The 25279-nt window shown below is 68.5% G+C and carries 20 protein-coding genes; 8 read left to right on the plus strand and 12 right to left on the minus strand.

Annotated elements, in window-relative coordinates:
• Positions 1–76 precede the first annotated feature (76 nt).
• From QM721_RS01495 to QM721_RS01505, 3 genes are all read right to left on the minus strand, one after another.
• The gene (locus tag QM721_RS01495; RefSeq protein ID WP_415118278.1) at positions 77–901 is read right to left on the minus strand and encodes a helix-turn-helix transcriptional regulator; all 825 of its coding nucleotides are present in this window, start codon (positions 899–901) and stop codon (positions 77–79) included.
• Positions 902–1405: 504 nt separating this feature from the next.
• Entirely contained in the window at positions 1406–2269 is an 864-nt protein-coding gene (locus QM721_RS01500; protein ID WP_415118280.1) for a Cof-type HAD-IIB family hydrolase, read from the minus strand.
• Between the two features lie 8 nt (positions 2270–2277).
• Positions 2278–3462, minus strand: coding sequence for an MFS transporter (locus QM721_RS01505; protein ID WP_415118283.1), 1185 nt, complete (start codon positions 3460–3462; stop codon positions 2278–2280).
• Positions 3463–3491: 29 nt separating this feature from the next.
• Between QM721_RS01505 and QM721_RS01510 the strand changes: the two genes are divergently transcribed.
• On the plus strand, positions 3492–4271 hold the full coding sequence (locus QM721_RS01510) for a DeoR/GlpR family DNA-binding transcription regulator (RefSeq protein WP_415118285.1): 780 nt from the start codon (positions 3492–3494) through the stop codon (positions 4269–4271).
• A gap of 454 nt (positions 4272–4725) precedes the next feature.
• On the plus strand, positions 4726–8277 hold the full coding sequence (gene mobF / locus QM721_RS01515) for a MobF family relaxase (protein ID WP_415120082.1): 3552 nt from the start codon (positions 4726–4728) through the stop codon (positions 8275–8277).
• A gap of 113 nt (positions 8278–8390) precedes the next feature.
• On the opposite strand, the gene QM721_RS01520 is transcribed toward mobF, so the two are convergent.
• The gene (locus QM721_RS01520; RefSeq protein ID WP_415118287.1) at positions 8391–9281 is read right to left on the minus strand and encodes a LysR family transcriptional regulator; all 891 of its coding nucleotides are present in this window, start codon (positions 9279–9281) and stop codon (positions 8391–8393) included.
• 167 nt (positions 9282–9448) lie between these two features.
• Here QM721_RS01520 and QM721_RS01525 point away from each other — a divergent pair, with 167 nt between their 5' ends.
• Positions 9449–10039: an NADPH-dependent F420 reductase gene (locus tag QM721_RS01525; RefSeq protein WP_415118289.1), complete on the plus strand. Its 591-nt coding sequence runs from the start codon at positions 9449–9451 to the stop codon at positions 10037–10039.
• Between the two features lie 182 nt (positions 10040–10221).
• Positions 10222–11112 (plus strand): helix-turn-helix transcriptional regulator, encoded by an 891-nt coding sequence (locus QM721_RS01530; protein ID WP_415118291.1) that lies wholly within the window; start codon positions 10222–10224, stop codon positions 11110–11112.
• Positions 11113–11834: 722 nt separating this feature from the next.
• Here QM721_RS01530 and QM721_RS01535 read toward each other — a convergent pair.
• Positions 11835–12911, minus strand: a complete 1077-nt coding sequence (locus QM721_RS01535) for a PfkB family carbohydrate kinase (protein ID WP_415118293.1) — start codon at positions 12909–12911, stop codon at positions 11835–11837.
• A gap of 298 nt (positions 12912–13209) precedes the next feature.
• A complete protein-coding gene (locus QM721_RS01540) occupies positions 13210–14169 on the minus strand; it encodes an LCP family protein (protein WP_415118295.1) in 960 nt (319 codons plus the stop codon).
• A gap of 59 nt (positions 14170–14228) precedes the next feature.
• On the opposite strand from QM721_RS01540, the gene QM721_RS01545 reads away from it, so the two are divergent.
• The 3 genes from QM721_RS01545 to thrC all read left to right on the plus strand — a co-directional run bounded on the left by QM721_RS01545 (position 14229) and on the right by thrC (position 17717).
• Positions 14229–15476, plus strand: coding sequence for a sensor histidine kinase (locus tag QM721_RS01545; RefSeq protein ID WP_415118297.1), 1248 nt, complete (start codon positions 14229–14231; stop codon positions 15474–15476).
• Positions 15473–16132: a response regulator gene (locus tag QM721_RS01550; RefSeq protein ID WP_415118299.1), complete on the plus strand. Its 660-nt coding sequence runs from the start codon at positions 15473–15475 to the stop codon at positions 16130–16132. Before QM721_RS01545 ends, QM721_RS01550 begins: the two co-directional genes overlap by 4 nt.
• A 145-nt stretch (positions 16133–16277) precedes the next feature.
• Positions 16278–17717 (plus strand): threonine synthase, encoded by a 1440-nt coding sequence (gene thrC, locus QM721_RS01555; RefSeq protein WP_415118301.1) that lies wholly within the window; start codon positions 16278–16280, stop codon positions 17715–17717.
• A gap of 97 nt (positions 17718–17814) precedes the next feature.
• On the opposite strand, the gene QM721_RS01560 is transcribed toward thrC, so the two are convergent.
• The 4 genes from QM721_RS01560 to QM721_RS01575 all read right to left on the minus strand — a co-directional run bounded on the left by QM721_RS01560 (position 17815) and on the right by QM721_RS01575 (position 21446).
• The gene (locus tag QM721_RS01560) at positions 17815–18516 is read right to left on the minus strand and encodes a M50 family metallopeptidase (protein WP_415118303.1); all 702 of its coding nucleotides are present in this window, start codon (positions 18514–18516) and stop codon (positions 17815–17817) included.
• A 32-nt stretch (positions 18517–18548) separates the two neighbouring features.
• The gene (locus QM721_RS01565; RefSeq protein WP_415118305.1) at positions 18549–20594 is read right to left on the minus strand and encodes a M3 family metallopeptidase; all 2046 of its coding nucleotides are present in this window, start codon (positions 20592–20594) and stop codon (positions 18549–18551) included.
• Positions 20595–20644: 50 nt separating this feature from the next.
• Positions 20645–20968: a rhodanese-like domain-containing protein gene (locus QM721_RS01570; protein ID WP_415118307.1), complete on the minus strand. Its 324-nt coding sequence runs from the start codon at positions 20966–20968 to the stop codon at positions 20645–20647.
• A 232-nt stretch (positions 20969–21200) separates the two neighbouring features.
• The gene (locus QM721_RS01575) at positions 21201–21446 is read right to left on the minus strand and encodes a rhodanese-like domain-containing protein (RefSeq protein WP_415118309.1); all 246 of its coding nucleotides are present in this window, start codon (positions 21444–21446) and stop codon (positions 21201–21203) included.
• A 286-nt stretch (positions 21447–21732) separates the two neighbouring features.
• Between QM721_RS01575 and QM721_RS01580 the strand changes: the two genes are divergently transcribed.
• Positions 21733–23070, plus strand: a complete 1338-nt coding sequence (locus QM721_RS01580) for a M20/M25/M40 family metallo-hydrolase (RefSeq protein ID WP_415118311.1) — start codon at positions 21733–21735, stop codon at positions 23068–23070.
• Here the strand turns inward: QM721_RS01580 and QM721_RS01585 are convergent.
• On the minus strand, positions 23059–24474 hold the full coding sequence (locus QM721_RS01585; RefSeq protein ID WP_415118313.1) for a serine/threonine-protein kinase: 1416 nt from the start codon (positions 24472–24474) through the stop codon (positions 23059–23061). The two genes, QM721_RS01580 and QM721_RS01585, sit on opposite strands and share 12 nt — an antisense overlap.
• Positions 24471–25172, minus strand: coding sequence for a hypothetical protein (locus QM721_RS01590; RefSeq protein WP_415118315.1), 702 nt, complete (start codon positions 25170–25172; stop codon positions 24471–24473). Before QM721_RS01590 ends, QM721_RS01585 begins: the two co-directional genes overlap by 4 nt.
• Positions 25173–25279 lie beyond the last annotated feature (107 nt).

The raw sequence follows: 25279 nt of genomic DNA on the forward strand, positions 1-25279 counted from the left end.
CACAACCCGACGCAGTGGGAGCGGACACCGATGTTCTCGATGATGCGGCTCAGAATTGGAAGATCGAGCACACCCCTCACTCGCTGAGGGTGCGCCGCATCTGCCGATAATAACCCGGCGTGACACCCACATACTCACGGAACAACCGGGTCGCGTGACTCCGCGAGTGCCAGCCCACCCGCTGCATCGCGGCATCGACGGTGAGGTCAGTCTCTCGCAAGTATCTTGCCAGGTTCTCCGCCCGAATCATCGTCAGAAACGCGAGCGGCGTCTTCCCATACGCCTCAACGAACACGCTGCTCAACCGCGAGGGAGACAGATGAACCTCAGCGGCGAGTTCATCGAGTGACCACCGATGTTCCGGTCGCTCGCGCAGGAGTTGAGCGACGTGGCGAACCTCGGCCCGGAGCGGCGCGAACCGTCGGTCGCGTGGCAGCGTGGGCCGGATGCGCGCGCGTTGCGATCGTGAAAGACGGACAGGCGACACCTTGATGAACGGCGCGAGCACGTAGACGACCTGGAACCAGAGCGCCTGCATCCGCAGATAGTGCCGCACCGGATTCTCCTCGAGGCTCAGCGCGACCATCTCATCCAGCCACGGCATCAGCATCCCGGCCCTGTCCTCGCCCAGGCGCAGGATCTGCGCGGGCTCGGTGTAGATCGTCTCGGCAAACCCCTGGGCATCAAGACGGTCTTCGAGGAACGCCGCGTACTGCCAACGCAACTGATCGAGCAAGAAGTCCGTGTCGGCATAGATCGTCGTCACCGTGATGTGGCCCTCGGGTTCTGACCCGCAGAGCACGTTCGCGCCAAGCATCACGACATCGCCGGGCTTGACGACCTGTTGCCCGAATTCGGAGAACAGGAACGCAGAGCCGTCGCGCACGATGATGAACTTCACGCAGTCATATGCCACCGGCCCCACCGGACGATGCACGGTTCGTGTGCTGGCCACCAGTGGCTGAAACTCGCGCACAACTCATTCCGCGCTGTCTACTGACCGTTCTCAAGGCTGCCTCGTCCAACGGCAGTCGTGGCGGTCAGTGCGTCGCTTGCCTCCCCACGCGCAAGACCGAGGTTCGGGTCAAGCGAGGATGCTATTGAGCGGTCCAGGGAAACGCTGGTCGAGGTCCGTGCGGCGTAGCGAGAGCAGGTTCTCTCGGCCCGAGGGCCGCCGGTTGATGACTCCGCCGTCGCGGAGCACTTTCCGATGGTGCGTGAGAGTGGATTTGGAGACTCCCTCAATGATTACGCCCCATCGATGTTCGGCGTCATCGGCAAGTTCCCGTACGATCTGCATCCGGGTCGTCGAGCAGCCACCACTGGCCGTCTGCCTCGATCTTTTCGAGGGCCCGTCGAAGGAAGCGGTCGAACCAGCCGGTCTCGTCGTCGCTGCGTCGGTCTGTCATGGCATCTCCTGTCGTGTGGTCGTCGGAAACACGCGGGGTTCCGGCACTTCCCATAGGTGTCGATGACGCTCGAGCCAGGCGAAGACTCCCGCCTCGTCGTTGCTGCCGGTGGTCTGGTCCGATGCCTCGTGGACGTGAGCGGGCGCATTGGCCATGGAGACCCCGATGCCCGCGCACGTGAGCATCTCGAGGTCGTTGCCTCCGTCCCCGAATGCGACCATGTCGCCCAGGCGAACCCCGAGAAGGTCTCCGAGCTGGCCCAGCGCTATGCCCTTGTTCACGCCGGTCGGGATGACGTCGATCGACCCGTGCCCGCTGGAAGTCGGCGTGCAGCCCGGCGGCAGGGCCTCGGCGAGCTGCGCTTGCACGACCTCGGTGGCATCGCGGGGACAGGTGATGGCGAGCTTGAGAACAGGCTCGTGGACCTCATCGAAGCCGTCGAGGAGGCGGATCCGGGCATAGTAGCGGCGCAGGCGGTCGATGTGCCACGAGTGGCTGGACCGCAGGGCGTACGCCGCCTCCGACGTGCAGACCAGGGTGAACACCGAGGGCAGGCTTGCGGCGACCGCGACAGCTCCGACGGCGTCGGCGGGCGAGAACGGACAGCTGCGCAGCAGCCTGTCCGTGGTGCCGGTCAGAGCGCCGTTCTCGGCGATGTAGAGCACGTCCGGATAGTCGGTGAAGTAGCGGCGTAGCGCCCAGTACTGGTTTCCGCTGGCCACGACGAACGTGACGCCGTGCTGCCGAAGCCTGGCATGAAGGGCGGCGAACCGCTCCCGGTCATAGTCGCCGGCCGAGTCGAGGAAGGTGCCGTCCATGTCGACCGCAACGAGCCGGATCTGACGCGTCGGAAGTCGCATATCCTGGCTCATCGTGCGCCGTGCCGGTCGAGGACTCCGCCCAGCGCCACGGTGGTGATTCCGATCAGGATGAGGATCCCCATACCCCAGCGGAGACCCGCGGAGTCGGTGATCACGCCAATGATCGGGCTGGTGGCGAGGAAGCCGAGGCGCATTAGCCAACTGATGAGGGTGACCCCGCCACCCTGCCCGATGCCCGGGAGACGCGCAGCGGCATTGAAGGCGCTCGGTACCAGGGTCGCCGAGCCGTACCCGGCTAGGATGAGTCCTGCGATCAGCGGCAGCGGGCTCGTGGCCGAGACGATCAGCACGCCCCCGAGTGCGATCAGGCCGCCGCCGATCCGCGCTACCCGCCCGGCACCGAACCGTCCGATCATGAGATCGCCGGTGAATCGTCCGACGCACTGGCTCCCGATGGTCACCGTGAACGCGGTCCCGGCGACGGCGGCGTCGAGCCCGGCGAGCCGGACGCCGGAGAGGGCCGCCCAGTTGTTGGCCACGTCCTCGACCGTCGTCCCGCAGATCGCCACGACCACCAGCGGCAGCGCGAGCACTGCGACGGAGCGCCAGCGCCGACGCCCCGCCTCGGACGGGCCCGCGTCGGCGGTGTCGGACGGAGAGTTGTCGGCAAGGGGCCCGATCAGCCAGCCACCCAGGGCCACGAGCGCGGTTCCCGAGACGGCGAGGATAGCGAGGTGAAGGCGGGCGTCGGCACCGCTGGCCGCACTCATGGTAGACAGCGCCCCGCTCGCTACCCCACCCAGGCTCCACAGGGCGTGCATCGAGGACAGGATCGGGCGGCCGACCGCGTCCTGCACCCGCACCCCGGCCACGTTCTGGGCCACGTCGACGATCGCGTCCACGAACCCCGCGACGAACAGCGCGAGCGCGAAGGCCCCGCCGGTGGGCGCCCAGGCCACGGCCGCAACCGCTGCCGCGAGCACCGCGGTTCCCAGCAGCGACACCCGCACCGGGCCAAGGCGGGCGATCAGTCGGGGCGGCAGGCCAGAGGAGATGATCGCACCGACCGCGAAGGAGGCTACGACCAGCCCGAACTCGGTCGCGGTCAGCCCCATGCGCCCGGTCAGCAGCGGGTACCAGGGCAGCAGCGCCGCGAACAGCGCCCCGTTGCTCGCGAACAGCACCCCCACCCCGACCGTGCTGCGCCGATCAGCTCTCGAACTGTTCACCATCCAACGACCGTACGATCTATAATGATCGCGTGCAACGATCACAACGACAGAAATTGATCATTACCTCGGTGGATTCGGGTTTCCGCAGCGTCGAGGACCTCGTGACCCTGACGGGAGCGTCGGCGATCACCGTGCGCCGCGACCTCGCGGAGCTGTCCGAGCGCGGTTCCGTGCAGCGGGTGCGAGGAGGCGCGGCTCCCGTGCCATCGCGCGGTGCCAGGTATCCCTTCGAGCTACGGCAGGCAGAACGCGCCCCCACCAAACGAGCACTCGCGGGCGCTGCGGCGGGCCTCGTGGAGCCCGGGGACTGCGTGCTGATCGACAACGGCACCACCGCTCTGGCTGTCGCCCGGGAACTGGCAGGCCGGGGCGTGACCGCACTCGCCCTATCCCTCCATGCCGCAGCCGCACTGGCGTCCAAGCCGGGCAATCAGGTGATCGTCCCCGGCGGCACCGTCCGTCACGACGACCTCTCGTTCACGCCTGCCAGCGCCGAGCGCGCCATCCGGGACATGCGTTTCGACTACGCCTTCGTCGGCTCCTGCGCCGCCCGACTCGGCACAGGCCTGACGGTGGCCGACTGGGGCGAGGCGCAGGTCAAGCGTGCTGCCCTTACCGCGGCGCACCGCACAGTGCTTGTCGCCGCCGGGGACAAGTTCTCCCGCACCGCGGCCAACCACTTCGGCGACCTAGCCGACCTCGACACCATCGTCACCACGAGCGACGCCCCCCGTGACGTAATCGCCGAAGCAAGAATCCTGGGTCTCACGCTCATCACCGTCGACATCCCGGAGAACGACTCCGATTGATGTCGAGAGCATCGCTTGCGCCCTCGAAGCAGCCTTCTCACCTCTCCGCACACTCTCCGTGGGATCGTACGTGGTGGCGGTATCGCCGCCTTTCCCTACCGAACCCTTCAGGTAGGAAATCTCGATCCGGATCGCTTCAGCCTAATGATCAGGCTCGGTAAAATCCGCCACAACTCACTGCCGACAACGTACTACGCCGAACTCGGAACCCCGTTCTTGGCGTGACTCTCAACTATCTGGTCAGCCGTCACCGCGGCCCCGAATGGTGCACCTGCGCTCTCAGTGGCAGCGCGAAGCCGTCCATTTCCAGCTGACCGTTCCGAGCCGCGAGAATCCCCCCACACTGTTGGCACTAAGAGTGCGAGCCGCGCGCTGCGCGCGCACCTGACCCCCGAGATCGCCCCTCCAGTGACGGTCTCGGGGAGGGGCCGTCGTGGTGATGACCATCCGGGTCATGTCGTCCGGCAAGGGGTACGAGTACCTGCTGAAGTCGGTCGTCGTCGGCGACGGCGACCGGGAGATGAGCAGCCCGCTGACCCGGTACTACACCGAGTCCGGCAGCCCGCCCGGAACGTGGGTTGGCACCGGCCTGATGAGTCTCGACGACGGGCGCACCCCAGCGCTGGCCGAGGGCGACACCGTGACCGAGGAACACCTGGCCCGACTGCTCGGCGACGGAGTTCACCCGGTCACCGGCGAGAAGCTCGGCAAAAGGTTCCCCTCGTTGCAACCCCCGCGCGAGCGGATTGCGGCACGCATTGCACGACTCGAGCCCGGCTTGCATGGCGAGGCGCGAGAGCAGACGGTCGAGCGCATCCGTGAGGAAGAGGTTGCGAAGAAGCCGCGCACCGCCGTTGCGGGGTTCGATCTGACGTTCTCCCCGCCCAAGTCGGTCAGCGCGATCTGGGGCGTGGCTGACGCGGGCACGCAAGCCCTGATTGCGCAGGCGCATCACGCCGCAATGCGCGACACGATCGCGTTGCTGGAAGAGCGCGTCGCTGCAACCCGCGTCGGCGCGGGCGGTATCGCGCAGATGCCGATCGTGGGCGTGATCGCCACCGCGTTCGACCACTACGACTCCCGAGCCGCCGATCCGCAACTGCATACGCACGTCGTGGTGTCGAACAAGGTGCAGGGCGAGGACGGGCGCTGGCGCACGCTCGACTCGCGCCGCCTGCACCGGGCGACAGTCGCGCTCTCGGCGTCGTACAACGCCTTTCTCACCGATCACACTGCGCGGCTGCTCGGCGTGACTTGGGTGCCCGTCGACCGGGGCAAAGACCGCAACATCGGGTGGGAGATCGAGGGCGTACCGGCGGCGCTGATCGCGGAGTTCTCTCGCCGCACCACCGGGGGTACGACCGGCGACGGTGAGGGCATTGCTGAGGCGACGCAGCGGCTGATCGACAGCTATGTGGCTGAGCATGGGCGGATGCCGTCGAAGGTGACGATTGCGCGGCTGCGGCAGCAGGCGACCTTGGAGACGCGGCCCGAGAAGGAACTGCACTCACTCGCGGAGCTGACCGCCGACTGGCGGGCGCGTGCCGAGGTCGTGCTCGGCGAGGACGCACCCACCTGGGCGCAGCACCTGCTCGACCGGGGTGCGACCGAAGCCCGGCTGCGTGCGGACGATCTTGGGCTGGAGCAGATCGAGGATCTCGCCGCCGTGGTGCTGATGGAGGTGGCGAACCGGCGCGCAACCTGGGGGCGCTTCAACCTGCACGCCGAGGCGATGCGGCAGATCATGGGCGTCCGGTTCGCCACCACCAACGACCGTCTCCAGGTGCTCGATCAGATCGTCGCGCACGCCGAAGCCGAGTCGATCCGCCTCACGCCGGACTACGACCGCGCCGTGCCCGCTCACTACGTCGAGGGTGAGGGCAACAGGTTCCAGCCGGTCGATCAGATCGCCTTCTCCAGCCAAGCCATCCTTGACGCCGAGCAGCGCCTACTCGCGCACAGCCAGCACACCGGCGGGCCAGCACTGTCGGCGCGGCTCGTCGCGCGGCACACCTCGCGCAAGATCAGGGGCGTCCGGCTCGATCCCGACCAGGCCGTCGCTATCACCCGCATCGCCCGTTCCGGGCTTACCCTCGATCTACTGGTCGGCCCCGCTGGTTCCGGCAAGACCACCGCGCTGCGCGCCCTGCACCGTGCATGGACGGCGGCGCATGGGCGCGATTCGGTGATCGGCCTCGCGCCGTCAGCGGCTGCCGCCGAAGTGCTCGGCGACTCGCTCGGTGTGCGGGCGGAGAACACCGCAAAGTTCCTCTACGAGCACGCCAAAGGACGCTGGAACCTCGAAGCCGAGCAGCTCGTGCTCGTGGACGAGTCCTCCCTGGCCGGAACCCTCGCGCTCGATCGCATCGCCGAGCACGCCGCCAAGGTCGGAGCCAAGGTCGTGCTCATCGGCGATTGGGCGCAACTGTCGGCGGTGGAGACGGGCGGGGCGTTCGGGATGCTCGTGCGCCACCGGCAGAGCGTTCCCGAACTCACCGATGTTCGCCGCTTCGCCAACGATTGGGAGAAGACCGCGAGCCTCGGTCTGCGGCACGGGAACACGGCCGCGCTCGACGAGTACCAGGAGCGGGGCAGGCTGCTCGATGGCGACGCCGAGGCCATGCTCGACAGTATCTACGAGGCATGGCGCACTGACCGCGACGAGGGCCTGCGCACGCTGATGATCGCGGGCACCCGCGAGATGGTCGCCCAACTCAACGAGCGCGCCCGCGCCGATCTGGTCGAAGCCGAACAGGTTGAGGCCGACGGTCTGCGTCTGCACGACGGCACCACCGCAGGCGTCGGCGATCTCGTCGTCACCCGGCTTAACGACCGCCGCCTATCCACCGGCAGGGGGTGGGTCAAGAACGGCGACCGCTGGCAAGTCACGCACCGATACGACGACGGCTCCGTGGCCGTGCGTCGATTGGGGCGCGGCGACCAGCCTCACGGTAAGGCGCTCGTGTTGCCCGCGAAGTACGTCCGCGAGGAACTCGAACTCGGCTACGCCTCCACCGTCCACCGCGCCCAAGGAGCCAGTGTGGACACCGCGCACGCGCTGGTCGATCCCGAAACGGCGTCGCGGGAGTTGTTCTACGTGGCGATGACGCGCGGCAAGCACCGTAACCACGCCTACGTGATCGTGCACGACCCGCACGAGGTCGAGCCGCATCTCGACCAACCCGAGCCGCTGACCCTGACCGATCGGCTTGCCAAGGTGCTCGCCCGCAGCGACGCCGACCTGTCCGCGACCGAGACGCTGACGCTCGAGGTAGACCGTCACGCCTCGCTGTCCACGCTGCTCGCCGAGTACGACGTGCTCGCCCGCGAAGCGCAGATCGACCGCTGGGCCGCGCTACTCGATGTCGCACCATTCCCCGAGAACGTGGCCGACGACGTGTTCACCAGCCCCTACTACGAGCACTTGGAGGGCGCGCTGGCACGCCACGAAGCCGTAGGGCATGTTGCGACGGTCGCGCTCACCGCGCTCGCGCCGAGGCTCACGCCGGGCGAAGACCAGGCTGATCCCGCAGCGCAGCTTGCCTCCATGCTCGATCAAGCCACCCAGCAACTCCGGCCCGGCAAACGCGCCAGGGCACGGGTCGCTGGACTCATCCCGACGCCTGCCGAGCCGATCGCTGACGACATGCAGACCGCGCTCACACAGCGGCGGGCGCTCATCGAAAACGCCGCTCGCGAACTCCTACACGACGCCCAAGAAGCGGGAGCCGCATGGGTCACGCGGCTCGGACAGCCAGGGCCACGACCCGAGGCGCGAGAGCGGTGGGAGGCACACGCGGCCACGGTCGCGCTGTACCGCTACCGCTACGACATCAGCGGCCCGTCACCGCTGGGCGACGCCGAGTCCGTCACCACCGCCGACCAAGCAGCAGAGCGCCGAGTGGCACAGGCCGCGCTCGCCCGAGCGAAACAGGTCGCCGGTCAGGCGACGGCAGACGTGCGACGAGAGGTGCGGGCGGCGGTTGGTCAAGTCCGGCGAATCTAGCCACTCGGGCACGACCGTGCCGAACGGGTGGGGAAATGATCGGCCTAGTGAGGTAACCGCCAAGATCTGCCTGGTCGAACCTTGTAGCAAGGAGCGCTCCGGCAAGCGATGGCTTATGCGCGGGTTGCCTCGACGCGGCGGCAGGCATCGGCGAGGTCATCATGCCACGCGGCCGGTGCGGTCGGGGCTGTGACGATGAATGTCGGCAGAGTCAATGGTGGCTCGACTGTGATGGCGCGGATGCCTTCGTAGGAGTGCTCCGCCTCGTAGGTCTCATAGACCGGTGTCCACATTGGCTGTGGCGTCACCACGAGATCAGCGAAAGTCGCTTCTACTGTGGTGAATGCAATCCCCGGTGTCACTCGCTTCCCCTCAGCGGCAAGAGCACCGATCAAGAGATCGTGGAGCGCCGGATTGACGTCGTACGCAGACAACGCGACTGGCGTCTCTGCGAGTTCCGAAAGGGTCACTACTTGACGCGCTGCGAGTGGATGGTGCTCGGGCATGGCAGCGATGATCCAGTCATCCCAGACATGCTCCGCACGAAGCCCTGTGTCTCGTATGCGTCCTCGGAAGAAGGCTGCATCGAGTTGCCCATTGCTCACGCGTGTTGCGCGCTCCGCGGGTGAGGTCTCAACGGTGCGGACGGTGTACCCATCATGAGCGAGTGCCTTCAGCACCTGTGGGAGACGTCTGCCCATGCCGCGTCCGATCCCAAGTCGCAGCACCCGAGTTGCCTGTTCGCGGCTTGCCGCCTCACTCAACGCCGCCGCATCATCAAGGAGTCTTCTAGCGAGCGGTAGAAGTCGTGCCCCGGCGGGCGCGAGGGTCACCGAGCGGCGGGTTCGGTCGAACAGCTCGACCCCGAGAGAGCGTTCGAGACGTTTCACTTGCTCACTGACCACAGATTGCGGAAGGAAAAGGCGTTCAGCGGCGCGACGAAAATGGAGTTCGTCGGCCACCGTGACGAAGATCCGCACTTGCCGCAACTCGAACTCTGCCACCGCTCACGCCCTCTCCTTGTTCCGACCACACTTCGCTACTGATCGTAGTCCACGATCAGTGTCTTCCGAGGTTGAGTCTCGATCAGAGACGGAACGTGAACGAGAGTGGAATGACCCCCGCAGCAACGACGCGGGGCTCTGATATTTGAACGAGAAGGAGTACAGCGATGTCAAATGTTGTCATCATCGGAGCAGGAAACGTGGGAGGCCCGTTGGGTCGCCGGGCAGAGCAGGCCAATCACCAGGTGACTACCCTGACCAGCAGTACCGACACAGAGCGGGCAAGCACGAGTCTTGCGGCTGCGGACCTCGTGGTGCTGGCACTGCCGTATCAGGCGGCGCTCGAGCTTCCGGGTGAGTGGGTGGATGCGCTTGCGGGAAAGGTCGTCATCGACGCCACGAACCCGCTCACCCCAGATTTCACCGCGCTCACTGTCGGCTACACGACCTCCGGCGGCGAACAAGTCGCCGAGCACCTGTCCAGCGCGCGAGTGGTCAAGGCACTCAACGGCGTTCTCGCCCCGAATCATGATCCCGCCACGTTCCCTGATGGGTCGGTTTTTGTGCCTATCGCGGGAGACGACGGCGACGCGGTACAGATCACTAGCGCGTTTGTCTCTTCGCTCGGGTTCGACGCCGTTCCTGCCGGACCTTTGGCCAATGCTCGTTACATCGAACCGCTCACCGAGTTGCTGATCCAGCTCGCCTACGTTCAAGGGGTAGGCACAGCGATCTGCCTCAAGCTACAGCGCGGCTGATCGCTGAACGTGCGAGATGTGTGATGGTGCGGAGCCTGTGACCTCGACAACCCTCTGTCGAGGTCACAGGCTCCGCCAACGCCACGAAGCACCTGCTCTCAGGGGCGTGCTACGCGTGGGGGAACGTTCGGGCACCAGTCCGACGGTCGCTGAGCCCGCCACCGACTGATGCGAAGCATGCCATGCAGGTTTACCAGCCGATCCTGGCCTCCACTCAGACTTTGCGGCGTCCCGTCGCGCCGGTGGCCCACGACTGCGTGAAGTTCATCGTCGTGCGGGACGGCGCGGCCTTCCTGTTTAGCGAGTTTGGGCAACAGCCGATCAAATCAGGGGACGTTGTGATGCTTGGCGCGAATGTCCTTTGCGGTGGTGAACCAGAAGATCAGATCACAGTGACGACGATCTACGCCGACATCGACTACCTGCTCGACCAGCTGCGCTGGCAATACGCCGCGTTCCTGCACGACCGCCTCGACGCCCAAGGGTTCGCTGAGACCATGTACACCGAACCCGCGCAAATCCTGCGGCTCGGCGACCACCGCGCCGGGACGCTGATGCCCTGGGTCGATGAGATGGTACGGCTCAGCGTCGACGGGCACCCGGTGCGGCACTACTTGAGGATGCAGGCCCTGTGGTTCCAGGTCGCCTACGTGATCGCTCCGTTCATCAAGGTCTCGCCTGTGCGCCTTTCCCTGTCGCAGCGCGCGCACATCCGGCCCACACTCCCGCGTGATCGACACTTCGCACCGCTACGGGCTGAGGTTCTACACGTCGCGCAGTTGCTGCGCGAGCGGCCAGAGCAGCGGTGGTCGCTCGGCGACCTTGCTGCTGAGGTTCACCTGTCACCCTCGCGGTTGAGTAGCGTGTTTGTCGAGGCATACGGCAAGACCCCACTGGCGTTCCTGACCATGATCCGCGCCGAACAGATGGCGAAGTACCTGCGAGACAGCGACATGACTGTCACATCGGCGATACAGCGCGTGGGCTGGCGCTCTCGGAGCCACGCGACGAAGCTGTTCCGCGAACACGTCGGCGTGACACCGGGCGCGTATCGCCAGGCGAGCGCCGCGTGAGCGCTCAGACGATTAGGTCTTTCGTGTGCGTCCACACCGTCATCCGGTGGACGCCGAACCGCTTGGTGATCGAGACAACGCTTTCACCGTCCAGCCGGGCGGTTCTGATCGAGTCCAGTTCACTCGCCGTCAGGGCGGTTCTAGTGCGTCTGCTTGGGGTTCTGACCACGCCCGGCTCTAGCGACTCGGCCACGGTCGCGTGGCTTTCAGTAGCGCGTCTGGCCTGACACCACGTAGAATCAAGTCGTTGTAGACGCTGCCAGCGGTTCGGTTTGAGTCCGGCGGCGTCCACCATTTCGGCGGCACTGGGGAATTGCTGATCAATGCGCCTACCGCTGGTTGAGCTTGTCGAAACCCCTAGTCAGAGAACTACAAGCGAGGTCTCGACACGCTCGACCAGCGAAGAATCGGCTTCCCTAGAGAAAGCGCTGATCAACGCAACCCTCGCTGGTTGAGCTTGTCGAAACCCCTAGCCAGAGCGTTCCTTCTGGGGTCTCGACACGCTCGACCAGCGAAAGATCCGCGTTTCCCCAGAACCGCTGAGGTCGGAAGATTCCGGTTCGGCGAGTCGTATCGTCGCCGGGCCAGGGCGCCCGAGCAGATCCGGATCCCATGACGACCTCGCTTCGACGCGTCGGTGGCACGGGAATCACAACCGCGGTGTCGGGCCAGTAGCAGCCAGGCGCACGCCCGATACAGGGGCGGCGCGGAACTCCAGACGGTCAGCGCGGCCCGGGCAGATGGGCGAATTTCGCGATCGTCGCGTCGGCCCGGCGCACTCGGGCGGGCTCGCCGGCCGGCAACACCTGGGGCAGAAACCCGTAGTCGTCGAGATGCTGCCGGGCCTCGGGGTCGCCCTCGGCGGCCAACCGGCGCTGTAGCGCCCACCAGTCGGCCACATCGCCCCAGCCGGGTGCCGCCAGTGCGCCGCCGAACTGCTGCACGGCCAGCCCGGCGGTGAGCGCGGCGAACTTCAGCCGGACGTCCAGCGGCCAGCCGGCCAGGGTGCCGGCCACCAGCGCGGCTCCGAAACAGTCGCCGGCACCGGTCGGGTCGATGGCCCGCACCGGCAAGGCGGGCACCCGGGCCCACTCGCCGGTGGTGCCGTCCACGGCGATCGCACCCTCGGCACCCAGCGTCACCACCGCGCACGGCACGCGATCGGCCAGCCGCTCCAACGCCTCCTCCGGCGTCCTGGTGCGGGTGTAGGCCATGGCCTCACGATGGTTGGGCATGAAGCAGTGGCAGCCCGCGAGCCGGTCGAGAATGCACGGATCCCAGGCCCCGGTACCGTCCCAGCCGACGTCGGCGAAGACCAGGGCACCGGCCGCGCGCAGCGGCTGCCACCAGGGGTCGCCGTCGAGTTCGGCGATCACGGCGCGGGCGGTGGCGTCGGCACGCAGCAACCGCGAGGTGCACAGCGGCGCGTCGTGACCGTGGGTGACCATCGCCCGGTCGCCGGCGTACGCCATCGAGACCGTCACCGGTGTGTGCCAGTTGTCGAAGCTGGGCGACATCGAGGTGTCGATGCCCTCCTGACCGGTGAGCACCTGGCGGCACCATTCGCCGTAGCCGTCGTCGCCGAAGCCGGCGATCAGCCCGGTGCGCAGGCCGAGACGGGCCAGTGCGACAGCGAGATTGGCGATGCCACCCGGCGACGAACCCATGCCCGCCGCCCAGACCTCGGTGCCGGGAGCCGGCGGAGTCGGCAGGTCGGTGAACACCACGTCGACGAAGACCATGCCGGCCACCAGCACGTCGAAGGTGGGCTCGGTCGCGGTGGGCGGCGGCGTGGTCACAACTGGTCGGTCTCTGCGGCCCAGACGCTCGCCACCCGGGCGCGGCGACGCCGCCCGGGCTCGGTCGTGACCAGCAGTGCCGCCGCCAGCAGCAGCGCAACGATCAGGGGCTTCACATCGCCGAGTCTAGGGAAGCGCTGCGCAACGCGCCTACCGCCGGTTGAGCTGCCTCGAAACCCCTTACCAGCGAGCGCACGTTCAGGTCTCGACACGCTCGACCAACGACAGTCAACGTCTCCCCAGGGCGTGCCGCTCACCGCTGCGGTGACCGATGCTGGGTCCACGTTCCACCGATTGATCACCGCGGCGGCAACGCGGCCAGCGGCGCCCAGGGGTCAGCCTGCGGGGTCGTCCAGCCGGTCAACTGGTCCGACCGCATGGCCTGGGACAACGCGCGGACCTGATCGGTATCGGGCACGATCACCTCGGCATGGTCCAGTTCGCTGCGGCCGGCCAGTGGCAGCGGCCGGGCGGTGACCGAGTCCGGCGACAGATGCAGATCGAGGGCCATGCGGCGGATCTCGCCGGCGGTCAGTTCGGCGTCGACCGTGACACCCGAGTGCAGCAACTGACCGATGCTCTCGACCTTGGCCGGGTTGGTCAACGCATCGCCGCCGATCATGCCCCGGACGATCTCGACCACCACGGCCTCGGTGCGCTCGAGCCGCGTCATGGCATGTTTGGACGACGCCAGGTAGACCTGCGCCTCGGCACCGGTCAGCCGCAGGTCGCCGGCCGGAAAGTGCCAGCCCTCGACCGCCGTCTCGACCCGGTTGACGACCCGCACCCCGCCCAGCACGTCGACGATCGAGGTGAGGCCGTCGAGATCGGCCTTCACCAGATGGTCGACGCGCACCCCGAGCAGGGTCTCGACGGCGCGCACCGCGTTCATCGGGTCGGCGGCGAACCGGTCCGCCAAGGTGGCGTCGAGGCCCCGATCGTCGGCGACCAGCAAATTGGCGGGCAAGCCGACCAGGTACAGGGCGTCCCGGTTCGACGACAATTGGGCCAGATAGGCACTGGCCAGACCGCCCGCGTCGTCGGTGACCAGCACCAGGTAGCGCATGGCGGTGGGGACGCCGGTCTGCTGAGCCTGCGGGCGTCCTTCGTAGTCGGGCAGCGAACCGATGCGCTGCACCCCCGACATGGCCTGCGTGACCGCGCCCAGGTACAACGAGACCATGCCCAGCACACCGGCAACCACCACGAACGCACCCAGGGTTGCGACCGCCACCAACCGATCGCTCCTGCTCCGCATGCCCCCAGGCTAGGGTCCCCGCGCAACCGCCCGCCGCGGACGCCTACGCTGGGCCCGACATGAACAACCGTGAGTTGCTGTTTCCGCCCGGTGCCACCCGGCACGACTGGGTGCTCGACGGCATGCTCGCACTGGCCATGTTCGTGGTCACGGTGCTGCCGTACGCGAGCTACTCCGCATGGAATTCGACCCCCCGCATGCTGTTGTTGGTCACCTTGTCGCTGATGGTTGCGCCGCTGGTGCTGCGCCGGCACTCGCCGCTGCTGATGCTGGCCGGCTGCACCTTCGCAGGCATCCTGCAGGTGATCGTGGTGAACACCTTCACCGCGACCCTGGTGGTGTTGCCGATCGTGGCCTACTCGGTGGCGCGCTGGGTGCCGGGAGTGCTGGCCCGCTCAGTGGTGGTGATCGGCGGGTTCGCCTCGGTGATCGGGCCGCTGCGCTGGGCCACCGCCACCGAGGGGTTCAGCATCAGCGCCCGCGGCATCGTGCTGTTCGTGCTGTCGGGGTTCGTCTGCCTGGGCCTGATCGTCACCCCGTACGCGATCGGACGCCGGGTGCGCGAGTCGTCGGTCGCCCACGCCGACCGCATCGCGGCTGCCGAGGAGCGCTACCAGTTGCTGCTGGCCGAACGCGAGCAGCAGGCCCGGCTGGCCGAGTCGCGCGCCCGCGCCACGATCGCCCGCGAATTGCACGACATCGTGGCCCATTCGCTGTCGGTGATGATCGTGCAGGCCGAGGGCGGGCGGGCGGTTGCCGCGAAACGTCCCGAAGCCGCGGTGAACGCCCTCGATACGATCGCCGACACCGGGCGCGAGGCGCTCAACGAGATGCGCCGCATCGTCGGCGTACTGCGCAGCGAACCCGAGCGCCGGGGTGCCGAGTGGGAGCCAGCGCCGGCGCTGGCCGACATCGGTGAGCTGGTGCACCGGGCGTCCGACCGGGCCACGCTGGTGGTGCACGGCGAGCCGCCTCGGGTGTCCCCCGCCCTGGAACTGACCATCTACCGGGTGGTGCAAGAAGCGCTGACGAATTTTCTCAAGCACGCCGGCCCCACCGCGACGGCCGTGGTCACGCTGGCCTATTCACCCACCGAGATCATGGTCGAGATCGTCGACAACGGCCCCGGCCCCGGCCAGGTGACCACCACCCCGGGGCATGGGCTGCGCGGCATGGCCGAGCGGGTCACCTCGATGGGCGGACGACTCGAAGCCCATCCGCTGGCGCTCGGCGGCTTCGTGGTGCGCGCCGTGCTGCCCGTTCACCACCGCGCCATCAACACCATCGACAGAGGAGTGCAGCGATGAGCTCGCCGATTCGGGTCTTTCTGGCCGACGACCAATCGCTGGTGCGCAGCGGCTTCCGGATGCTGATCGAATCCGAGGACGATCTGGTGGTGGTGGGCGAGGCATCCGACGGCGCGGCAGCCGTCCGGGCGCTCGCCACGCAGCCCGCCGACGTGGTGCTGATGGACATTCGCATGCCGGTGATGGACGGCGTCGAGGCCACCCGCACCATCGTGCAATCGGGCATCGGCACCCGGGTGCTGGTGCTCACCACCTTCGACCTCGACGAGTACGTGTTCGCGGCACTCAAGGCGGGGGCGTCCGGCTTTCTGCTCAAGGACGCCCGGCCCGCCGACCTGCTGAGCGCGATTCGCACCGTGGCCGCCGGTGAGGCGGTGATGGCACCCTCGGCAACCCGGCGCCTGCTCGACCACGTGGTGCCGACACTGCCGGCGTCCCCCGGCATGGACCAGCGGCTCGACGTGCTCACCGAGCGCGAACGCGAAGTGCTGGTCGAGATCGCGGCCGGCGCGACCAACTCCGAGATCGCGACCACGCTGTACATGGCCGAGGGCACGGTGAAAACCCACATCGGCCGGCTGCTGGCCAAACTGCAGTGCCGCGACCGGGTGGGTCTGGTGCTGCTGGCCTACGAGACCGGGCTGGTGCGTCGCTGAGAAAGCGCTGATTTTCGCCGATGGAGCCTGTCGAGACCTCAGATACCCGACTTTGGCAAGGGGTTTCGAGCGCAACCAGCCGGGCTGGCGTTGATCAGCGGTTCGCTCGGTCAGCAATTGCGTGCTGAGTCGATAGGCTCGGCGGGTGCGTTACCTGTCGACCCGCAGCGAGCCGGGCCACGGCCTGCCATTCTGCGACATCCTGCTCGAGGGCCTGGCGCCCGACGGCGGGCTCTATCTGCCCGAGCACTACCCGCAGCTCACCGAGCAGACCCTCACCGAGTGGGGCGCGCTACTGGCCTCCCAGGGCTACCCGGCGGTGGCGTTCGAGGTGCTCAGCCTGTTCGCCGACGACATTCCCGCCGCTGATCTGCGCGCGATCTGCGAGCGCGCCTACGCACCCGAGGTGTTCGGCGACCCGGTGGTGCCGGTCACCGCGCTGTCGAACGACCTGTGGCTGGCCCACCTTTCGCAAGGACCGACCGCCGCCTTCAAAGACATGGCGATGCAACTGCTCGGCCACCTGTTCGAGTACGAGCTGGCCCGGCGCAACCAGACCCTGACGATTCTGGGGGCCACCTCGGGCGACACCGGCTCGGCCGCCGAGTACGCCATGCGGGGGCGCCACGGAATCACGGTGTTCATGTTGTCGCCCCAGGGCCGGATGAGCCCCTTTCAGCAGGCCCAGATGTTCAGCCTGGACGACCCGCGCATCGTCAACCTCGCCGTCGAGGGCGTCTTCGACGACTGCCAAGACCTGGTTAAGGCCGTGATGAACGACGCCGGGTTCAAGGCCGCGCACAGCATCGGCGCGGTCAACTCGATCAACTGGGGCCGGGTGGTGGCCCAGGTCGTGTACTACGTGGTGAGCTACCTTCGGGTGCGGGCCTCGACCGGGGCCCGGCGGGTCTCGTTCGCCGTGCCGACCGGCAACTTCGGCAACATCTGCGCCGCCCACGTGGCCCGCGAGATGGGCCTGCCGATCGACGCATTGATTGTGGCCACCAACGAGAACAATGTGCTCGACGAGTTCTTTCGCACCGGCATCTACCGGGTGCGGGCCGGGGCGGCAGAAACCTCCAGCCCCTCGATGGACATCAGCAAGGCCAGCAATTTCGAGCGCTTCGTGTTCGACCTGCTGGGCCGGGACGGCGCCCGGGTGGCAGCACTTTTCGGCCCCGGGCTACGCGAGACCGGCGCGATCGACCTGCACGCCACGCCTGAGTTCGGCGCCCTGCGCAAGCGCTACGGCTTCGTCTCGGGCAGTTCCACCCACGCCGACCGGCTGGCCACCATCCGCGCCGTCGCGGCGTCCGATGGCGTGGTGATCGACCCGCACACCGCCGACGCCGTCACAGTGGCCGGTGACCTGCGCAGCTCGATCGACGGGCCGATCATCGTCACCGAGACGGCCCTGCCGGTGAAGTTCTCGGCCACCATCGTCGAGGCGCTGGGACGCGAGCCGGAGCGTCCGGCCGCCTTCGAGGGCATCGAGAGGCTACCCCGGTTCGTCACCGACATTCCCGCCGATGCCGCACTGCTCAAGGGCATCATCGACGAGCGGTTGGCCGAACTTGGTCGTTGACCAACCCGGGTCGTTGATCGAGCCGGGTCGTTGATCGAGCCGGGTCGTTGATCGAGCTTGTCGAGATCCAGGCGCTCGACGCATTCGCCCAGCAGCGTCACAGCCCGAGCAGCAGCCAGCCGCCGCCGGTCAGCGCACCCAGCCCGACCACCAGGAACACCCCCACCCAGACCGGGGCCGGCACCCGGGTGAGCCGGGCGAGTTGATCGACGTCGGAGCCCCCGCCCCGGCCCCGGCGGCGCTGAAGCTGCAACTCGATCACCGAGCGGGGCGCGGCCAGCAGCAGCGCCCAGACCAGCGCCGTCGCCACCCAGACCAGCACCGCGGCGGGAGCCAGCCACGACAGTGCGGTCACGCTGACGCCGACGGCCAGCACCACCCACAGCCCGTACAGGTTGCGCATCAGCAGCAGCACCCCAGCACAGGCGACCACCAGCGTCCACAACAGCGCGGACGCGTAACCGTGCCCCAGCACCAGCGCGCCGACCAGCCCCAGCGCCGAGGGTGCGGGGTAACCGGCGGCCAGCGTGGCCACCATGCCCGGCCCGGTCGGACGGCCCTTGCTCAGCGTCACCCCCGAGGTGTCGGAGTGCAGCCGAATGCCGCGCAGCGTGCGTCCGCACAGCTTCGCCACCAGCGCATGGCCCGCCTCGTGCACCAGCGTGATCAGGTGCCGCACCAGTCGGTACCCCACCGGCGACCCGATCACCAACAGGGCCACCGCCGCGACCAGCAACACCGAGTTGAACGGCAATGGGGGCTGGACGGTGGTCGCCCGCAGCCAGATGTCACGCAGCACGCTGCAACGGTAGGCGGTGGCCCCAGCCTCGGTCAGGCGTCCAGGCCCCGGCGCTTCAGCAGGTGGCTGATGTCGGGGTCCTGGCCGCGAAAGGCGCGATAGGTCGTCATGACGTCGACCGACCCGCCGGCGGCCAGCAGCTTCTCGCGGTAACGCTGGCCGTTCGCCCTGGTCAGGCCACCGTTGGCCAGAAACCAGGCACCCGTGTCGGCGTCCAGCACCTCAGACCAGATGTAGCTGTAGTAGGCCGCCGAGTACCCGCCCTCGAAGATGTGCTTGAAGTAGGTGGAGCGGTACCGGGTGGGCACCAGCGCATAGTCGAGGCCCGCCGCCGCCAGTGCCGCGGTCTCGAACCCCTCCACCCCGGACTCCTGCGACGGCAGTTCGTCGATCGGTGCCGAGTGCCAGGCCTGGTCGAGAATCGAGGCGGCCAGCAGCTCGGTGGTCGCCCAGCCCTGGTTGAACAGCTCGGCGGCCTGCAGGTCGCTCACCCACTGCTGCGGAATCGGCTCCCCGGTCTCGTGGTGCACCGCGTAACGACGCAGCAGCGCCGGGTCGAGCGCCCACATCTCATTCACCTGCGAGGGAAACTCCACGAAGTCGCGCGGCGTCTCGGTGCCCGACTGGGAGGGGTAGCGGACGTCGGAGAGCAGGCCGTGCAGCGCATGCCCGAACTCGTGGAACAGGGTGTTCACCTCGTCCCAGGTGAGCAGCGTCGGCTGCCCGGCGGGTGGGTGGGCGATGTTGAGGTTGTTCACCACCACGGGCTGCTGTCGCAGCAGGTGGTTCTGGTCGACGATGTTGTTCATCCAGGCGCCGCCCTGCTTGCCGGCGCGGGTGTAGAAGTCGGCCAGAAACAGGCCGATGCCGGTGCCGTCGGCGTCGAACACCTCGAAGATCCGCACCTCGTCGTTGTAGCCGGCCAGGTCGTCACGCTCGGCGAAGGTGATACCGAACAGGCCGGTGGCCGCGGCGAACACTCCCTCGTGCAGCACCCGTTCGAGTTCGAGGTAGGGGCGCAGCAAGGCGGCGTCGAAGTGGTAGCGAGCGCCCTTCAACTGTTCGGCACGAAACTCCCAGTCCCAGGGCTGCAGCGGCTCACTCTGCAGCGGTTGCAGGTCGGCGGCCTCGGCCCGCGCGTTGCGCACCGCGGCGGGGGCCAGCCGGTTGAGCATGGCGTGCACCGCAGCGGAGGTCTTGGCGCAGGCATCGGCGGCCACGTAGGCGGAGTGGTGCGGGTACCCGAGCAGCACCGCTCGCTCGGCCCGGGCGCGGGCGATGTCGACGACCAGTTGGCGGGTGTCGAAATCACCCGACCAGCCCCGGCCGACCGAGGCGGCGTGCACCCGCTGCCGCAGCCCACGGTCGGTCAGCTCGGCGAGCACCGCCTGCGGGGTGCACGAGTCGAGCTCGAGCAGCCAGCCGTGCCACCCTCGGCCCTCGGCGGCCACCCGGGCGGCGGCCTTCGAGGCATCCGACAGCCCGGCCAGCTCGGCCTCGTCGGTGACCAGCACCGCTGCGGCGTTGCTACCGGCCAACGCCCGCCTGCCGAACGCCGACTGCAGTTCGGCCAGGGTCGCGTTCAGCTCGCGCAGCCGGGCCTGGTCGGCCTCGGGCAAACCGACGCCGGCCCGTTCGAAGTCGCGCAAGCGCTGCTCCAGCCAGTACCCAGCGGCCGCGTCGACGTCGAGCTCGCCCGCCTCGACGCGGTCCTGCAGCGCCCTGACCCGGTCGTAGAGCCCACGGTTCTGGTAGATCGCATCGCTGAGCCGGGCCAGTTCGGGCGCGATCGTCTCGTCGACGGCGTCCAGCTCGGGCGTGGTGTCGGCCGGCTGCACGGTCCAGAAGGCACCCAGCGCCCGGCTGAGCAACTGCCCGGACGACTCCCATGCCTCGATCACGTTCTCGACCGTGGGCGGCTCGGTGACCTCGGCGATGGCCTGCAACTCGTCGAGCCGTTCGGCGATGCCGGCGCGCACCGCCGGCAGGTAGTGCTCCGCGCGCACCTGCGCCCACGGGGTGAGCTGGTAGGGCAAGGGGGACGAGCTGGCGAACGGGTGGTCGGCGTCAAGCGTCATGCCGCCATCTTGCCCAGCCGCGCCGGCCGGCCCAAACCGCGGTCGGGCTGTTACAGCACCAGGCCGCGTCCGGAGTCGCAGACCAGGGCCTTGCCGGCCTCTTCCCAGGCCTGCATGCCGCCGGCCACGTTGATGGCGTCGACGCCGCGGGTCTGCAGGTAGGCCACCGCCTGGGCCGACCGGACGCCCGAGCGGCACACCACGGGCAGCGCCCCGCCGACCGCGGGAAGGTCGGTCAGCCGGTGTGGCAACTGACCCAGCGGGAGGTGCACCGCGTTCGGCGCATGCCCTGCCGCCCATTCCACCGGCTCCCGCACATCGAGCAGCACAGCGTCGTCACGAAAGGCGTGCACCGAGGTCTGTCGGATGTTCATTAATTCATCATCACAGCGTCTCGGCGGCATTCGATCGGCTGTTGCACGGTTGTTCGCCGATCGCAATCTGGGCGGATCGTTCGGGTCGAGACTCGATCGACCGACCCTGGAGAGAAGCGCTGATTTCTCGCTGGTCGAGCGTGTCGAGACCTCGAATACAGTGCCCTCACCAGGGGTTTCGACAGGCTCAACCAGCGCGGGTCGCGTCGACCAGCGTTTCCCCCCAGAAGCGCTACAACACGACCGGCTTGCCCGAGTCTGCGTCCATCGGTTTGCCCGCCGCCGCCCAGGCCTGGGTACCGCCGGTCACGTTGACCACCAGGTGGCCGCGCTCCTGCAGATAGGCCACGGCACGCGCGGAACGTCCGCCCGATTTGCAGATCACCGGCAGTGGGCCGTCGGTGGTGGGCAGGTCTTCGAGCAGCGCCGGCAGCACATCGAGCGGAATGTTGACCGCCCCGACGGCGTGGCCGGCCATGAAATTCGTCGGGCTGTCGTACGTCGAGCAGCACGGCGTGGTCGGCCAGAGCGGTGACCGCAACCTCAGAGATCTCCATGCCGCAATCAAACCACCATGGCCACGTGCCTGCCGAGTGATCGTGGGCCTCAGGCTGCGGGCGGCTGCTCGTCGTCGGTGCCGTCGGTCTGCTCCTCGGTCGGGGGCGTGCGGGTGACCACGCCTGCGGTCCAGCCTGGCCGTTCAACCTACGCCGGTCGTTCGAGGCCGGGTTGGGGGCGGTTCAGGGCCTCGCTACGCTGCGGTCATGAACGTCCCCGATGCCGTCCACGCGGTCTTTCCCACGGTGCTGGACGACCTGGCGGCCCTGGTCGCGATTCCCTCGGTCAGTGCCCTGCCGCAGCATGCCGCCGACGTCACCCGGTCGGCCGAATGGGTGCGCGACCAACTGGCCGGGCTGGGCTGCCCCGAGGTGCGCATCGTCGCCGAGGGCGGCATGCCAGCGGTGATCGGACACTTCCCCGCCCCCGCCGGCGCCCCCACCGTCTGCCTGTACGCCCATCATGACGTGCAGCCCACCGGTGCCCTCGCCGAGTGGAGCTCAGACCCGTTCGTGGTTCGTGAGGCCGACGGACGACTGTTCGCCCGCGGAGTGGCCGACGACAAGGCCGGGGTGTTGGTGCACCTGGCGGCACTACGCGCGTTCGGGGGCCGTCCGCCGGTGGGCGTGGTGGTGTTCGTCGAGGGCGAGGAAGAGATCGGCTCGCCGTCGCTGGCCGACCTGATCGCCCGGCACCACGACGACCTGGCCGCCGACCTCTACGTGATCGCCGACTCGGTCAACTGGGGGGTCGGCCAGCCGGCCTTCACCACCACCCTGCGCGGCCTGGTCGACTGCACGGTCGAGGTGTCCACGCTCGACCACGCGCTGCACTCGGGCCAATTCGGCGGGCCCGTTCCCGACGCCCTCACCACCTTGTGCCGGCTGCTGGCCACACTGCACGACGACGCGGGCAATGTGGCCATCGAGGGCCTCGGCGGCATGCCCGACCCGGCGCTGGACTACCCCGAAGACCAGTTGCGCGCCGAGGCCGCGGTGCTGCCCGGCGTCCGGCTGCTCGGTACCGGAACCATCGCCGGACGCCTGTGGGCCAAGCCGACCGCCACCGTGCTGGGCATCGACGCGACCTCGGTGGCGGACGCGTCCAACACACTGGCGCCGACCGCCCGGGCGAAGGTGAGCGTGCGCATCGCGCCGGACGCCGACCCCACCGCGGCCCTCGCCGCCCTCACCGAGCACCTGCGCCGCCACGCGCCCTGGGGTGCGCAGGTGACGGTGACCGACGGCTCCACGGGGTCGGGCACTGCGATCGCGTTCGACGGCCCGGTGGGCAGGGCGGCGCGGGCGGCCTTCGTCGAGGCGTGGGGGGTGGAGCCGGCGTTCATCGGCCAGGGCGGGTCAATTCCGATGGTGGCCGACTTTCAGCAGGCCTTCGGTGCCGCGGACGTGCTGGTCACCGCGGTGAGCGACCCGGACTCGCGGCCGCACGGCATCGACGAGTCGCTGCACCTGGACGACTTCAAGAAGGCCTGCCTGGCCGAGGCATTGCTGCTGGCGAAGCTGGCCGAGGCGTCACAGTTGTGACTTGACCAGGCCGGTGGCGGCCAGCACCGCCTGCTGCTCCCACCCGGCCAGCTTCGAGGCCTTCACCGCCGATTCGAAGGCGGCCAACGCCTGCTTGCGGTTCGACCCGGCCGTGATCGAGGCGCTGGTGGCGTCCCACCGCTCGAGCAGGTCGGTCTTGGCCGTGCTGTCGGGCAGCGAGCTCAGCGCCAGCCGGACGCCCTGTAAGGCCGCCGCCAGAGCAACCGTGGTGCCCGGGTCGGGTGTCGTGGTCTTGGTCTTGCTGGGCGTCCGGGTGGGTTTGGACGTGCTCGGCTTCGCGGTGCTCGACTTGGCCGAGGCGGTGGATGCCGGGAACGCCTTTCCCAGGTTGGTCAGCGCCACCCCGGTCAGGTTCGCCGACACCCCGGCCACCACGATGGCGGCCATCAGGCTGACCAGCACCCCCGCGATCCACCACGACCCGGGTTGGGCCGGAAGGCCGGCCAGGGCACGCTGCGCCTCCGGCTGCAGCGGCTGGGTGTAGGGCCGGGTGGCCTGGGCTCCCGGGGGTGGGGCTGGCGCGGGCACCGACGGTGTCGGCACGGGCGCGGTGGGCGCCGCGGGGTCGGCCTGCAGGTACTCGAGGGCGCGCAGGGTAGCGGCAGTATCGGGCCGTTCCAGCGGGTTCTTGGCCAGCAACCGGGCCACCAGAGCGTCGAGGGCCGGCGGAACGTCCGGACGCCTCTGCGCCAGCCGCGGCGGCGCCGAGTTGATCTGGTGCGAGGCCACCACCACGGGCTGGTCGCCGTCGAACGGGGGGCGTCCGGTGAGCATCGTCATGATCAGGCAGCCGAGGGCGTACAGGTCGGTGGCCGCGTCCACCCGCAGCCCGGCGGCCTGCTCGGGCGACATGTAGGCGGCGGTGCCGATGGTCATCGACGTCTGGGTCAGGTGCGGGTCGGCCTGGCCGGTCAATTGCGCGATGCCGAAATCGAGCAGCTTCACCCGGCCGCCCACGGTGAGCATCACGTTGGCGGGCTTGATGTCGCGGTGCACCAGCCCCACGGCGTGCGCGGCGGCCAGACCCAGGGTCACCTCGCGCGCAACCTCTACGGCCCGGCCGACGCCGAGTGGGCCCCCCCGGGCGATCGCCTCGGCCAGCGACTCGCCCTTGAGCAACTCCATCACCAGGTAGGCGGTGCGGCCGTCCAGGCCGCCGTCGAAGACGGTGACCGTGTAGGGGCTGGTCAGCCGGGCGGTGAGCACGATCTCGCGCTGAAACCGTCCGGCCAGCGAGGGGTCGCTGACCCCCGACAGGTCGACGGTTTTCACCGCCACCTCACGGTCGAGGCGCACGTCGCTCGCCCGCCACACCCGGCCCATGCCGCCGGCGCCGATCTCATCTTCGAGGCGGTACCGCCCCGCCAGCAGTTGGTCGGTCATTCACAGGTGCCCATGGCTCCGGCACCGACATCAGTGGGGTTCTTGGTGTCGTCACCGCGGTACCAGATTCCCGAGGGGGTGGTGAACACCCACACCGCGCTCTCGCCCAACGCGATCGTGGTCAGCTTGCCCTTGGGAAAGGCCTTCTTGAGCTTGGCGAAGGTGGTCTCGGCCGGGTAGCCGTCTGCCAGCTTCATGGACTTGCCCAGCGGCTGGTCGAGGTTCACCACCCAACTGGTGAAGGTGCGCGGGGAGTTCTTGTCGCCCTTGGCCTTGCTCTGAAACAGGAACGCCGCGCCGCCGTAGAGCAGTTGCCGTCCGTAGGGGGTGGCGTCGTCGAACTCACACACCTTGCCCTGGTACGACTCGTCGGGCTTCCCCGCCTTGGCGCTCAGCCGGGCCCTCACCTCGGTCTCCGTCGCGCCGAATCTGAGCGAGTCGATGCCCTTGGGCTGCAGCACGATGGTGTCGACCGCCGGGGTAGCCAAGGTGGTGGCCGTCGCAGCGGTCGTCGCGCCGGTCGTCGCAGCGGCGGATGCACTCACCGGGGGCGTCCCGCTGGCCGCGGTCGGCGATTCGCTGGCCGGCGAGGTGGCCGTGCTCGCGGTGGGCGAAGTGGTTGCAGGGGGCGTGGTGCCGCAGGCACTGAGCAGCAGCACGACGCCCAGTGCGCTCAGCGGGCGCATCGACGTGACCATGCACCAACGATAGGCGAGCCCATCGCGCCCCCCGGTGATCGGGCCGCCCAGATAGCTCACGGCTACCCACAGGTACGTAGTCTTGCTGCTTTGTCGGCAGCGACGCG

The organism is Micropruina sp. (assembly GCF_047602085.1).
Taxonomy (GTDB): Bacteria; Actinomycetota; Actinomycetes; order Propionibacteriales; family Propionibacteriaceae; genus Micropruina.

What these genes read in the sequence shown, in the direction of transcription:
- QM721_RS01500 (WP_415118280.1), bottom strand. Translation starts at nt 2,269, where the DNA reads ATGCGACTTCCGACGCGTCAGATCCGGCTCGTTGCGGTCGACATGGAC.
- QM721_RS01505 (WP_415118283.1), bottom strand. Translation starts at nt 3,462, where the DNA reads ATGGTGAACAGTTCGAGAGCTGATCGGCGCAGCACGGTCGGGGTGGGG.
- mobF (WP_415120082.1), top strand. Translation starts at nt 4,726, where the DNA reads ATGTCGTCCGGCAAGGGGTACGAGTACCTGCTGAAGTCGGTCGTCGTC.
- QM721_RS01525 (WP_415118289.1), top strand. Translation starts at nt 9,449, where the DNA reads ATGTCAAATGTTGTCATCATCGGAGCAGGAAACGTGGGAGGCCCGTTG.
- QM721_RS01530 (WP_415118291.1), top strand. Translation starts at nt 10,222, where the DNA reads ATGCAGGTTTACCAGCCGATCCTGGCCTCCACTCAGACTTTGCGGCGT.
- QM721_RS01540 (WP_415118295.1), bottom strand. Translation starts at nt 14,169, where the DNA reads ATGCGGAGCAGGAGCGATCGGTTGGTGGCGGTCGCAACCCTGGGTGCG.
- QM721_RS01545 (WP_415118297.1), top strand. Translation starts at nt 14,229, where the DNA reads ATGAACAACCGTGAGTTGCTGTTTCCGCCCGGTGCCACCCGGCACGAC.
- QM721_RS01550 (WP_415118299.1), top strand. Translation starts at nt 15,473, where the DNA reads ATGAGCTCGCCGATTCGGGTCTTTCTGGCCGACGACCAATCGCTGGTG.
- QM721_RS01565 (WP_415118305.1), bottom strand. Translation starts at nt 20,594, where the DNA reads ATGACGCTTGACGCCGACCACCCGTTCGCCAGCTCGTCCCCCTTGCCC.
- QM721_RS01570 (WP_415118307.1), bottom strand. Translation starts at nt 20,968, where the DNA reads ATGAACATCCGACAGACCTCGGTGCACGCCTTTCGTGACGACGCTGTG.
- QM721_RS01575 (WP_415118309.1), bottom strand. Translation starts at nt 21,446, where the DNA reads ATGGCCGGCCACGCCGTCGGGGCGGTCAACATTCCGCTCGATGTGCTG.
- QM721_RS01580 (WP_415118311.1), top strand. Translation starts at nt 21,733, where the DNA reads ATGAACGTCCCCGATGCCGTCCACGCGGTCTTTCCCACGGTGCTGGAC.
- QM721_RS01585 (WP_415118313.1), bottom strand. Translation starts at nt 24,474, where the DNA reads ATGACCGACCAACTGCTGGCGGGGCGGTACCGCCTCGAAGATGAGATC.
- QM721_RS01590 (WP_415118315.1), bottom strand. Translation starts at nt 25,172, where the DNA reads ATGGTCACGTCGATGCGCCCGCTGAGCGCACTGGGCGTCGTGCTGCTG.